At 62.0% G+C, this 11577-nt stretch carries 13 protein-coding genes; 4 read left to right on the forward strand and 9 right to left on the reverse strand.

What is annotated here, in order from left to right:
- The 8 genes from BLS60_RS21630 to BLS60_RS09025 all read right to left on the reverse strand — a co-directional run.
- Positions 1-653 (reverse strand): AlgP family protein (locus BLS60_RS21630; protein WP_244153393.1); only part of this gene is annotated, 653 nt, incomplete at its 3' end.
- A gap of 156 nt (positions 654-809) precedes the next feature.
- Positions 810-1271, reverse strand: coding sequence for an Rsd/AlgQ family anti-sigma factor (locus tag BLS60_RS08995; protein WP_070880263.1), 462 nt, complete (start codon positions 1269-1271; stop codon positions 810-812).
- 334 nt (positions 1272-1605) lie between these two features.
- Positions 1606-2871: a heme biosynthesis HemY N-terminal domain-containing protein gene (locus BLS60_RS09000; RefSeq protein ID WP_092367081.1), complete on the reverse strand. Its 1266-nt coding sequence runs from the start codon at positions 2869-2871 to the stop codon at positions 1606-1608.
- Positions 2868-4010, reverse strand: a complete 1143-nt coding sequence (locus BLS60_RS09005) for a uroporphyrinogen-III C-methyltransferase (RefSeq protein ID WP_092367092.1) — start codon at positions 4008-4010, stop codon at positions 2868-2870. Before BLS60_RS09005 ends, BLS60_RS09000 begins: the two co-directional genes overlap by 4 nt.
- Before the next feature lie 16 nt (positions 4011-4026).
- On the reverse strand, positions 4027-4800 hold the full coding sequence (locus BLS60_RS09010; protein ID WP_092367094.1) for a uroporphyrinogen-III synthase: 774 nt from the start codon (positions 4798-4800) through the stop codon (positions 4027-4029).
- Positions 4797-5735, reverse strand: a complete 939-nt coding sequence (hemC, locus tag BLS60_RS09015; RefSeq protein WP_070880267.1) for a hydroxymethylbilane synthase — start codon at positions 5733-5735, stop codon at positions 4797-4799. The genes BLS60_RS09010 and hemC overlap by 4 nt, the downstream gene beginning before the upstream one ends.
- A 236-nt stretch (positions 5736-5971) precedes the next feature.
- Complete coding sequence (locus BLS60_RS09020; protein ID WP_070880268.1) at positions 5972-6718, reverse strand: LytR/AlgR family response regulator transcription factor; 747 nt, start codon at positions 6716-6718, stop codon at positions 5972-5974.
- Complete coding sequence (locus BLS60_RS09025) at positions 6715-7788, reverse strand: sensor histidine kinase (RefSeq protein WP_092367097.1); 1074 nt, start codon at positions 7786-7788, stop codon at positions 6715-6717. The genes BLS60_RS09020 and BLS60_RS09025 overlap by 4 nt, the downstream gene beginning before the upstream one ends.
- A 218-nt stretch (positions 7789-8006) precedes the next feature.
- Between BLS60_RS09025 and argH the strand changes: the two genes are divergently transcribed.
- From argH to BLS60_RS09040, 3 genes are read left to right on the forward strand one after another with little or no spacing between them, the layout of a single operon-like run.
- The gene (argH, locus tag BLS60_RS09030) at positions 8007-9401 is read left to right on the forward strand and encodes an argininosuccinate lyase (RefSeq protein ID WP_092367099.1); all 1395 of its coding nucleotides are present in this window, start codon (positions 8007-8009) and stop codon (positions 9399-9401) included.
- Positions 9398-9943, forward strand: a complete 546-nt coding sequence (locus BLS60_RS09035) for an AAA family ATPase (RefSeq protein ID WP_092367101.1) — start codon at positions 9398-9400, stop codon at positions 9941-9943. Before argH ends, BLS60_RS09035 begins: the two co-directional genes overlap by 4 nt.
- Positions 9944-9966: 23 nt before the next feature.
- Positions 9967-10446: a GNAT family N-acetyltransferase gene (locus BLS60_RS09040; protein WP_092367103.1), complete on the forward strand. Its 480-nt coding sequence runs from the start codon at positions 9967-9969 to the stop codon at positions 10444-10446.
- Here BLS60_RS09040 and BLS60_RS09045 read toward each other — a convergent pair whose 3' ends face one another.
- Positions 10447-11112, reverse strand: coding sequence for a glutathione S-transferase family protein (locus BLS60_RS09045; protein ID WP_092367106.1), 666 nt, complete (start codon positions 11110-11112; stop codon positions 10447-10449).
- Between the two features lie 75 nt (positions 11113-11187).
- On the opposite strand from BLS60_RS09045, the gene BLS60_RS09050 reads away from it, so the two are divergent.
- On the forward strand, positions 11188-11559 hold the full coding sequence (locus BLS60_RS09050; RefSeq protein ID WP_244153386.1) for a DUF4282 domain-containing protein: 372 nt from the start codon (positions 11188-11190) through the stop codon (positions 11557-11559).
- The last annotated feature ends 18 nt before the right edge of the window (positions 11560-11577 follow it).

Raw genomic sequence — 11577 nt, forward strand, 5'->3', positions numbered from 1 at the left:
GGCTTGGCAGCAGCCGGTTTCGCAACAGCTTTAGCGGCTGGCTTGGCAGCAGCGGGTTTCGCAGCAGCTTTGGCGGCCGGCTTGGCAACGGCAGGTTTCGCGACCGCTTTGGCAGCTGGCTTGGCTGTGGATGATTTCGCGGCGGTTCTGGCAACTGGCTTGGCGGCAGCGACTTTAGCTGCAGGCTTAGGAGCAGCTGGCTTCGCAGCAGTCTTGGCAACCGGCTTGGCGTCGGCCTTGCTGCGGCTAACCAGAGCCTTGTTGGCGGCTTCGCGGACCTTGCCGACGCCCTGGGCCAACTTCAGGCTTTCCTGCGCGTCACGCTTGAGCTGCACGATGTACTGGCGGGTCTCGCTCTGGCGAGCCTGCAGGGCGTCCAGCACGCCTTCCAGCTCATCGACAGCGGACTTGGCTTTCGCTTGCGCCTTGGCTTTGCCTGCACTCACAGTGGCTTGCAGCTTACCGCGCGCCTTGTGCAGCTTTTCCTGAGCACCGCCGCGCTGCTTCTCGAGTTTGGCGAGTACTTTTTCAGCGTCTACCAACGCTTGCGAGCAAGCACTTTCGAGATGCTCAAGCAAACTTCCGGACAGCTGTTGCAGCAAATGCAATGGGGTAGTGACCGACTTCTTTTTCACGTTCTTCGTGGCCGACATGACGCGCCTCCTGGCGGATGAGATGGAGCCATACTAGACGTGCGAATTGGCGCCCGCTAGAGGCACTTTGCAAGCACCTGCGCAAAGCGCATCACGCACGCTTGAGCAAGCGCAAGAGCCATACAAAAACGCCGCGAGTAATCGCGGCGTTGAATGTCATACCACCGCGGCGGTGGCCTGCTGCTGGTGGGCAGTGTGCAGCACTTCGATCAGACAATCCTCGAGCTCGAAGCGCTCGTGAAGCATCTGACCAAGACGCGTGAGCTCGGCGCTCACTGCTTCGGTATCGCCGCAGTCTCCCGCGTCACAGCGATCATTGAAAGCCAGTGCAGCCTCGGTGATCACTTCGATACGCGGATAGATCTGCTTGGCCAGTTCGAGACCGCGCTGATCATCGAATGCCCGAGCTTCGTCGGTGAGCTGCTGATAAACCTCGAAATGCCCAGCAGACACATAATCGACGAGGATTTCGCAAAATCGCTGCATGAGGATCTTGTCGCTCACATCGTCAATGGCGGCGTAGGCTTTGATCAGCTCCGCGCGCTCCTGCAGCCAGCGATCAATCAGCAGGTGTACACCGCCCCATCGCTCCTGCGCATTCTGGCAACTCTCGAGCATGGCGCTCTCCTTCCCTTAACGGTCTGTCATGTAGGCATCCGGGCAACGGCTGTCGTTCAGCGAATCTTCAATGCCCCGAATCGGAAGCTGGCTAATCGCCAAATGGCAGCACTTCCCTGCTGCCGTTTCGGTGTGAGACTCGCTCAACCCGATAACGACGAAGCGTCACGCATCACCCCTTGAACGTGCAGCCGAACCCCGACACTAGCATGATTCGCCCCGGCAGTCCGAACACTCATTTCCACCCCGATAATACCCGCCAGACGGAGCCGGAAAAACGCCTCTTTGGCGCTCCCGGCTCACGCGTGGCAGCGCACTCTCGATCAGATCCCGATCAGCTCTCTGGCCGCACTGGCTGCGGCTTGACGGCAGGCACCACAGCGACCTGCCCACTCAAACGATGGTCCAGCAGCCCCAGCCCTTCCTGAAACAAGCGGTTACTGCGTTCCACATCACCCAACTGAGCGAGCAGCCGCGCCAACTCGGCACAGGTTTCCGGGTGGCGCTCGAAGGTCAGGCTGGTTTCAAAATACTCACGCGCCTTGCCCCACAGTTGGTTGTGCAGGCTCAGCCGGCCCAAGGTCAGCAACAAACCCGCATCACTGGGGTGCTGCTTCAACCAGCCCTCGGCAGCCTGCAATTGGCGCGCTGAGTCACGGCCACGCAGCAGACCATAAAGACGCGCCAGACGGCTGTCGTAGTCGCGGTTCAGTGCCTTGTTGAGCAGCTCCTCCGCACCAGGCTCGGCGCCCAGTACACGTAGCCGCTCCGCGTAGACAGCGAGCAATTCAGGCTCGCCGCGCAAGTTGGGCGACAGCCGCTCCCATGCTTGCGCCAGAGACGGCAAGGCACTGTCATCGGCGCCGTGCAGATCGATGCCCGTCAGGTACTCGCGCCAGGCACGGCGCTCCAACGCCATCAGCTCAGCCGGCACCAACGCCTTTTCCTTGCGCAATGTCGGCAGCAGTTTGAGCAGCGCCTGCCAATCGCCACGTATCACGTAGAGCTGCTGCAGCTGACGCAGCACCTGCGGGTTACGCGGATGACGCTCCTGCATGACCAGCAGGGTGTCCTGAGCCGTGTCGATCTCGCCGCGCGCCAGCTGCAATTCGGCATGGGTCAAGGCGATAGCCAGCTCAGCGCTAGGCTGGCGCTCCAGCGCCTCGGCCAGCAACGCATCGCTTTCCTCGTAATGCTCAAGATTGTTCGCAGCGCGCGCTGCGCCGAGGTAGTGAATCAGCGGGCGTGGCTCGTTACGAGCTATTCGGCTCAGGTGCGTCTGCGCCTTCGCCCAGCGACCTTCGATCAGCTCCTGAAAGCCATGCTCGGACGCGCTACGCACCCGGCGCTCACGGTGCAAACGCGACCAGGGATTAACCAAACCCAACGAGGTGAGCAGCGCGCGAATGACCAGGCGCAACAGCCAGAATGCCAGGCACACCGCCACAATCAGCAGCACGAATGCCCAGAGTGTCGATTCGTAGCGAAACCCCTGATAAGCGAACAGCACGTAGCCCTTGTGTTCGGAAATGGCCAGCCCCAGCAACGCCAGGCCACCGATCACCAACACGGCGAGCAACAGCAGGTAGACGCGCTTCATGGGCGCTCCTCCTGATCATCGCCAGCCCCGTCGCTCGGTGCGTCCTTCAGGCGCTCACGCGCCGACTGCTTGTGTTCGATATAGGCCTGTACGGCATTGAGCGACTCGCTCAGCTCGGGCACTTCGACTTCGATAGGCTTGTCGACCAGCTCGGCGACACGTGTGCGCAGAGCGCGGCTGTCCGGATTGTCACGATTGAAGTTAGCGTCCAGTACTTCGCCGGCCTGTTGCAGCGCCTGACGATACACCTGAGTCTCGCCGTGTAACGCCGCCCATTGCGCCTGCTCGAGCGCCAGGCTCAAGGCCAATCTCACTTGAGTCAGGCTCTGCCCGGCGAGCAGCGGACGAACGTTCTGGTCGGCATTGAAGTCGAGGCGGAAATACTGCGACAACGTCTGCAGGCTGTGGCCCCACCAGGTGCCGGGCTCGCTTTCTGCAGCCATTTCACCCAACACGCCGCCGTCGGCAACGAATTTCGGATTCAGCGAGCTGAGCTGCGACGCCTGCTCGCGCAATGCGCCAAGCTGCAGGAACAGGCCGGTGCGGTCCGGGTTGTCAGTGGAGCGCAAGGTTTCCAGGCTCTTCGCCAACTGCTCGCGAGCAGCGAATGCGGCTGGGTCATCCTGATCACGCAGAATCTCGTCGGCCGCCTGCACCAGTGCTGTGGCGCTGCTGGTGTCCTGCAACGCAGAGAGACGCAGGCTGGCCAGGCGCAGCAAGTGCTCGGCCTCGGCGAGTCGCCAGTCCTGCCGGCTGGCGCCGAGCACGGTTTCCAGACGCTGGTTGAGCAGTTGCTGATCACCCTGCAGTTGGGCGACCAGCCGGCGACGTTCTTCCAGCTCCTGCACAGTCGGCAGTTGCTCGAAACGGCCATTGAGGCTTTCGGTACGCTGCGACAGTGCAGCAGCCTGGCTGCGTGCCTGCTCGAGCTGACTCGCCTGCTGCTGTGCATCGCTTTGCAGCGCGCGCAATTGCCAGGCGCTCCAACCGCCTACACCGACTCCGATCGCGCCGACCAGCAGCGCCACGGCCGCCAATGCAGAACCCCGTGAGGCGGGCCTGGTTTCGCCGGCGACCGGAGACTTGAGGGCGGGTTGTACAGGCTGCTCCTGCTCTTTCGGGGTAGTCGCTTCGCTCACGTATCCATCCTTTGCTTCAAGAGTCGGGCGAAGCCTGCGCACGCAAGGCCGCCAACAACGCCGGGGTATCTGCACCACGGCAATCCACAACATTCAGCGCACCCAGCTCGCGCGCCATTTGGGCGACCCGCGGGCTGGGCACGAACAAGGGTAGCTGCGCCAGCTGTAGCCAGTCATCCGCCGCCAATTGGCGCAGATGCGTCAGGCCCTGCCCACTGCTGACCACCAGCCCATTCAAGCGTTCCACCTGTAATAGCTGCTGCAACGCGCCGGCAGGGTAACTCGGCAGTACGCGACGGTAGACGGCTAGATGATCGACCTCCACGCCCTGGCTCTGCAAGCGTTCGGCGAGCAGGGTACGCCCGTCTTCGCCGCGAATGATCAATACGCGGGGGAACAACGCGTCGCGCAACGGCGCCTGCAGCTCGGGCAGGTCCAGCAATGCCTCACTGTCGTCGCCTTTGCTGGGCCAGAAAACCGGTAAGCCGTAATCGGCAAGAATCTGTCCGGTGCCGGCGCCAACACTGAACCAGGGCTGGTCGCCGAGCGGCTGCGGCCAGTAGCGATCGAGCAGCTCCAGACCCAGACGAGCAGCTGGCTTGCTGACCACAATCACCGCCGTGTAGCGGTGCAGGTCGCAGATCAGCGCGCTCTGCTGCGGTGTTTCTGGCAGCGCTTCGATGCCCAGCAGGGGCAGACAGGCGCTGTGAATGCCTTCACTGGCGAGCGCCGAGGACAGCGTTTGGCATTCCTGCTCAGGACGCGTCAGCAGCAGCCGCCAGCCGCTCACTCGACGCTGGCCTCGCCGTAGATGGCTTTCAAAATCTCACCTGCGCCCTGGGCCAGCAACGCTTCGGCCACCTCGATGCCCAGGCGCTCGGCATCTTCTACCGCAGCGCGTTGCTCAGCACGCAGCAGACGGCTGCCATCGGGCTCGCCGACCAGGCCGCGTAGCCACAGTTGCTCGCCTTCGTGAATCGCATAGCAAGCGATAGGCACCTGGCAGCCGCCGTTGAGGTGCTTGTTCAAGGCCCGCTCGGCGGTAACTCGAGACGCCGTTTCAGGGTGATTGAGCGGCGCGAGCAGCGCGTGCAATTCGCTGTCGGCAACCCGGCATTCGATACCGACCGCGCCCTGCCCGCCCGCCGGAAGACTGTGCTCGGCGCCAATCGAGTCACGGATACGCGACTCAAAACCCAGACGGATCAAACCGGCGGCGGCGAGAATGATGGCGTCATACTCGCCAGCGTCCAGCTTGGCCAGGCGCGTATTGACGTTGCCACGCAGAAACTGAATCTTCAGGTCGGGCCGGCGCGCCAGCAGTTGCGCTTGCCGACGCAGGCTCGAGGTGCCCACCACACTTCCGGCCGGAAGCGCGTCGATGCTCTCGAAATGATTGGAGACGAAGGCATCACGCGGGTCTTCGCGCTCGCAGATGCAGAACAGACCCAGGCCTTCGGGGAAATCCATCGGCACATCCTTCATCGAATGCACGGCGATGTCGGCCTCGTTCTCCAGCAACGCAGTTTCCAGCTCTTTGACGAACAATCCCTTGCCGCCGATTTTCGCGAGTGGCGCATCGAGCAATTTATCGCCACGGCTGACCATCGGCACCAGGCTCACCGACAGGCCGGGATGGGCCTGTTCAAGACGCGCTTTGACATGTTCGGCCTGCCACAGGGCCAAGGCGCTTTTGCGGGTAGCGATGCGAATTTCGCGGAGCATGGGACAATTCCAGAAAACGAACTGTCGCCGATGATAACAGGCTATCGAGGTGCCAGCCCGCAGCCGCCTGCGACGCTTCGCCCTACCAGGAGCGGCGGTGGTGCTTGCTAGCGCACTCGCCCGATTAGCCGATCAGGCAATAAAAAGCCGGAGTGGACATGCGATTTACCAACGGTAAAAGCGCATTCCAAACCGGCTTTTTGGAGCATCCGAAAGGCGTAACGCAGGCAGCAAACCTAGATGTGGTTCATCAGCTTGCGCACACCTGCCACATGACGGCGGCTAACGACCAGCGCATCGCCATTGAGACCTTTAAGATAGAGCTGGAAGTGCCCAAGCGGCGTACGCTGCAAGCGCTCGATGCGTTCGCGGGCAACCAATGCATTACGGTGAATACGCACGAAACGATCACCGAACTCATCCTCCAACGCCTTCAACGGCTCGTCGAGCAACACCTCCCCGCCCTCATGGCGCAGGGTGACGTATTTATGGTCGGCGATGAAGTAGATGACGTGATCCAAGGGGATCAACTCGATGCCCTTGCGGGTCCGTGCGCTGATATGGCTGCGCGGGCCGACGCCGCTTTCCGCTGCCGGTCGTGTCAATGCGGCCAGCTGTACGCGGTTGAGGCGCTCGGCTTTTTTAAGTGCATCCTCCAAGTGTTCCGGCCGCACCGGCTTGACCAGATAACCCACCGCACTAACCTGAAACGCCTCAACGGCGAATTCATCGTGGGCGGTGCAGAAGATCACGGCGGGTGGTGCTTCGCGTTCGCAGAGCCGAGCAGCCGCCTGCAGGCCGTCGAGCCCAGGCATGCGAATATCGAGCAGCACCACATCAGGCCGAAGGCTTTCGACCAGAGCCAGGGCCTCTTCGCCGTTGCTCGCTGAGGGCTCGACAACACGGTAACCCTCCAGCGCAGAGACCATCCGGCCTAAACGCTCGCGGGCAAGGGGTTCGTCATCGACGATCAAGACATTCATAGTGCTCTGGCTTCCTGCGTGGGTCTCGCACATGGATAGCGTAGACGGGTGTAGTGTCGACCATCGCGGCGCTCTACGCTGAGGCTGGCTTGCGGCCCGAACAGCGCCGAAAGACGAGCATCAATATTGGCCAGCGCCTGATGAGTTCCGCGAGAGGACCGCTGCTCGCCGTCCTGATAAGGATTGCTAACAATCAGATGGAATATGCCATCGCTGTAATTGGCTGTGATCTGCACCAGTCCCCCCTCGATTCGCGGCTGGATTCCATAGATCAAGGCATTCTCCAGCAACGGTTGTAAGGTCAGCTGGGGAATGGGTAAATCAGCGGGTACATCGTCTACATCCCACTGCAACTGTAGCCGCTCGCCGAGCCGGTAATGCTCGATCGACAAATAGCGGCGGGCCAGCTCCAGCTCCTCGCTCCAGCTTACGAGGCTACCGGGCCTGGCCAGGCTTGCCCGGAACAGGTCGGATAAATCCAAAACGGCCTGTTCTGCCTTGCCTGAGTCTGTGACAACCAGGCTCGCGATGCTGTTCAAACTGTTGAACAGGAAATGCGGGCGGATCCGTGCCTGCAGCGATTCGATGCGCGCTCGCAACTCAGCCTGCTCCTGGCGCCGCCACTGGCTTTGCAGGTAGAAATAACGCAACAGCAGTGCCGACATGATCAGACTGATCAGCGCATGACGCAGGTACAGATTCACTTCGCCGTCGCGCTGCAGCGGGCCGCCAAGGTCGTAATACTCGGCGACGGCGGTGCAGCCCAACGTCAGGCCGACGACCAGCGCACAACAGGCCGCACCTGCCCACATTGCGGGAAGCTTCGCCAATAGAGGGCGCAAGCGACACAGCAGCGCCGAGGACAAGAGCACGATCCACTGCACGAACAGCGATGTCAGCGCCAGGCGGACCCAATCGAAGGCCGGAAGCATCGGTTCAGCCAGCACCAACACGAACACCAGCAGCTCGGCGAGCAGCACGGTGCTGAGCAGCGCTTCGGGCTGGCACAGTTCCGGCACGAAGAAATCGTTGGCCGCAATGATGGGCGAGGTCTTGCGAGTCTTGTTCATTGCCGCAGTGTCCGCGCACGCAAGAACGCCGGCAAGCGGGGGTGAGCGCAAGTGAGTGATAAACGCCGCTGAAACGCGTAATAGCGCGTGAAATTGTGATCGAGGCAGCACTCGTCCGGCCCGCTGCCTGGACAGCCACGTCTGTTATCATCAGCGCAAATTTCCGTCGTGCCGGAAGCTTCCGGCCCGTCTGCACCTGCCTACAGCCGAGCCCACTCATGAGCAACGAAAAAACCAATCAGTCCTGGGGCGGCCGCTTCAGCGAGCCCGTCGATGCCTTCGTCGCCCGCTTCACCGCCTCGGTGGAATTCGACAAGCGCCTTTACCGTCACGACATCATGGGCTCCATCGCCCATGCCACCATGCTGGCCAAAGCCGGCGTGCTGACCGACGCCGAGCGCGACGCGATCATTGACGGCCTGAAGCAGATACAGGCCGAGATCGAGGCCGGCCAGTTTGACTGGCGCGTCGACCTGGAAGACGTGCACATGAACATCGAGGCGCGCCTTACCGACCGCATTGGCGTGACTGGCAAGAAATTACACACTGGCCGCTCGCGTAACGACCAGGTGGCCACCGACATCCGCCTGTGGCTGCGCGATGAGATCGACATCATCCTCGCCGAGATCACCCGCCTGCAGCAGGGTCTGCTCGAGCAGGCCGAGCGTGAAGCCGAGACCATCATGCCCGGCTTCACCCATTTGCAGACCGCACAACCGGTGACCTTCGGCCATCACCTGCTGGCCTGGTTCGAAATGCTCAGCCGCGATTACGAACGCCTGGTCGACTGCCGCAAGCGCACCAACCGCATGCCCTTGGGCAGCGCCGCACTGGCCGGCACTACCTACCCGATCCAGCGTGAAATCACCGCCGAACTGCTGGGCTTCGACGCCGTGGGTGGCAACTCGCTGGACGGCGTGTCGGATCGCGACTTCGCCATCGAATTCTGCGCCGCTGCCGCCGTGGCGATGATGCACCTGTCGCGCTTCTCGGAAGAGCTGGTGCTGTGGACCAGCGCGCAGTTCCAGTTCATCGATCTGCCGGATCGTTTCTGCACCGGCTCCTCGATCATGCCGCAGAAGAAAAATCCCGACGTACCCGAGCTGGTGCGTGGCAAGACCGGCCGCGTGTTCGGCGCCCTGACCGGCCTGCTGACCCTGATGAAAGGCCAGCCGCTGGCCTACAACAAGGACAACCAGGAAGACAAGGAACCGCTGTTCGACGCCGCCGACACGCTGCGCGATTCGCTGCGTGCCTTCGCCGACATGATCCCGGCGATCAAACCCAAGCACGCCATCATGCGTGAAGCGGCGCTGCGCGGCTTCTCAACCGCGACCGACCTGGCTGACTACTTGGTACGCCGTGGCCTGCCATTCCGTGACTGCCACGAAATCGTCGGCCATGCGGTGAAATACGGCGTGGACACCGGCAAGGACCTGGCAGAAATGAGCCTGGAAGAGCTGCGCCAGTTCAGCGATCAGATTGAGCAAGATGTGTTCGCCGTGCTGACTCTGGAAGGCTCGGTCAACGCCCGCGACCATATTGGCGGCACCGCACCCAATCAGGTACGCGCTGCCGTGGCACGCGGCAAGACCCTGCTCGCGTCGCGGTGACCGCACCCGGCCGCTGCATCTCGGTGGTCGGCTGCTCGGGCGCCGGCAAGACCACGCTGTCGCGCCGCCTGGCGCAGCAGCTCGGTTATCGGCATGTGGAGCTGGATGCACTGTTCCACCAGCCGGGCTGGCAACCGCTTCCCATCGAGCAATTTCAGCAGGCGACCCGTGATGCGTTGCAGGGCGATGGTTGGATCGCAGAGGGCAATTATTCAGCCGTGCGCCCGCTGGTGCGTGAGCGTTCGGACATGGTCATCTGGCTGGATCTGCCACGCCATAAAGTGATGCGCCAGGTGATCTGGCGCACCCTGCGACGCCTGGCCTGCCGGGAAGAATTATGGAATGGCAACCGCGAACGCTGGAGCAACTTATTCAGGCTCGATCCGCACCAATCCATTCTGGCCTGGTCCTGGACGCGCCACCCGGTGTACCGACAGCGCTACGCCGAGGAAATGCGCAACGCGCCGCCATCGTGCCGGTATCTGCGCCTGCAATCATCACAGGCCATCGACGCCTTTCTGGCGAGCCTGCCACCCCGTTAAATCCTGTTTGAGAGTCTGCCGTAATGCCCTTGAATATCCGCCCTGCAGTGCGCGAAGACGCCGCTCTGATCCTGCGTTTCATTACCGACCTGGCCATCTATGAAAAGGCCGAGCATGAAGTCAAAACCGACGTCGCCGGCATCGAGAACAGCCTGTTCGCCGACGGAACCACCGCCCACGGCCTGATCTGCGAGTTGGATGGCGAGCCCATCGGCTACGCGGTGTACTTCTTCAACTACTCGACCTGGCTGGGTAAGCACGGCCTGTACCTAGAAGACTTGTACATCACTCCAGAGCAGCGCGGTGTCGGTGCCGGCAAGGCGCTGCTGCGCCACCTGGCCAAACTGGCGGTGGCGCGTGGTTGCGGTCGCTTCGAGTGGTCAGTGCTGGACTGGAACACGCCGGCCATCGACTTCTATGATTCCATCGGCGCCAAGCCGCAGAACGAGTGGATCGGCTACCGCCTGACCGGAGACGCCCTGAGCCAGTTCGCCGCTGGCTGATCAGCCCTTGAAACGCGCCTGCATGTGGGCCATGAACGGCCCCATCGCCGCGTCCTTGTCGACCGCAATACGCTGCACGTTGGGGTTGCCGGCGAAACGTTCGAGCAGCGCTCGGGCTTGTGGCAAATCGGCCAGCAGGTCGATCTCGAACAGCTTGTGGGCGACGCCGGCCGCCAGGTCGATGCTATACAGAAAATACAGATCGGCCAGCGTCAGGCTATCACCTGCCACATAGGGCGCAAAACGCCCCAGACGCTTGAGCGAATCGACACCGGCAAGCAGCTCTTCGCGGCTTTTAGCCAGAATTGCCGCATCGACCTGCATGCCGAAAAATGCCTGCGCATAGCAGGCTCGCGCAGGCAACTCGATATACAGCTCGATGTGCTTGGCAAGCTCGCGAACCCGCGCCTGCTCAAAGGCTCCTCCTGGCAGCAAGGCAGGACCCTGGCCCAGGCTCTCAACATACTCGAGAATCGCCGATGTCTCGCTGATATAGCCCACCTCGCACTGCAGCACCGGCACCTTGCCTCGCGGGCTGATGGCAAGAAATGCCTCGTCACGGGACGCGTAAACAGTGGCCTCCTCGAACGGCATGCCCTTTTCCAGCAGGGCGAGCTTGACCATGTTGTAGTAGTTACTGACCGCGAAACCGTGAAGTCTGAGCATGGATAGGTATCCTCTGAAGAGACCGGCGAAACACCGCTGGAAGGAGCACGCTAACTCCATTCATGGAGCTTTGCCATGGGCTTTTCCTGGCGGCTGGCTGCGGCCGCTCTGGGCTGCTACTCTGCGCCCGCCTCGGGCGCTCACTGCGCCGCATGCGGTAGCCTCTACCGCCCGGGTATCCCTACCATGGACTGGAGTTACACCATGAAGAACCTGTTCTTCTTCGACGCGATGCTCACCCCGAAAATCATCACCTTCGTCTACTGGCTGTTGCTGCTCAGCGTGGCAGTCAGCGGCCTGGGCATGATGTTCAGTGGTTACGGCAGTTTTCTCGGCGGCCTCGGCACCCTGATCGGCGGCGCCATCGGCGCGCGCATCTGGTGCGAGCTGATGATAGTGCTGTTCAAGATCCACGAAAACCTGCAGAAAATCGCCAACCGCGCTTGAGCAAGCTAGCCCGCGCAC

This window comes from Phytopseudomonas seleniipraecipitans (assembly GCF_900102335.1).
Lineage (GTDB): Bacteria > Pseudomonadota > Gammaproteobacteria > Pseudomonadales > Pseudomonadaceae > Aquipseudomonas > Aquipseudomonas seleniipraecipitans.

What these genes read in the sequence shown, in the direction of transcription:
- BLS60_RS09045 (WP_092367106.1), bottom strand. Translation starts at nt 11,112, where the DNA reads ATGCTCAGACTTCACGGTTTCGCGGTCAGTAACTACTACAACATGGTC.
- BLS60_RS09050 (WP_244153386.1), top strand. Translation starts at nt 11,188, where the DNA reads ATGGGCTTTTCCTGGCGGCTGGCTGCGGCCGCTCTGGGCTGCTACTCT.
- hemC (WP_070880267.1), bottom strand. Translation starts at nt 5,735, where the DNA reads ATGCTCCGCGAAATTCGCATCGCTACCCGCAAAAGCGCCTTGGCCCTG.
- BLS60_RS09020 (WP_070880268.1), bottom strand. Translation starts at nt 6,718, where the DNA reads ATGAATGTCTTGATCGTCGATGACGAACCCCTTGCCCGCGAGCGTTTA.
- BLS60_RS08995 (WP_070880263.1), bottom strand. Translation starts at nt 1,271, where the DNA reads ATGCTCGAGAGTTGCCAGAATGCGCAGGAGCGATGGGGCGGTGTACAC.
- BLS60_RS09040 (WP_092367103.1), top strand. Translation starts at nt 9,967, where the DNA reads ATGCCCTTGAATATCCGCCCTGCAGTGCGCGAAGACGCCGCTCTGATC.
- BLS60_RS09025 (WP_092367097.1), bottom strand. Translation starts at nt 7,788, where the DNA reads ATGAACAAGACTCGCAAGACCTCGCCCATCATTGCGGCCAACGATTTC.
- argH (WP_092367099.1), top strand. Translation starts at nt 8,007, where the DNA reads ATGAGCAACGAAAAAACCAATCAGTCCTGGGGCGGCCGCTTCAGCGAG.
- BLS60_RS09000 (WP_092367081.1), bottom strand. Translation starts at nt 2,871, where the DNA reads ATGAAGCGCGTCTACCTGCTGTTGCTCGCCGTGTTGGTGATCGGTGGC.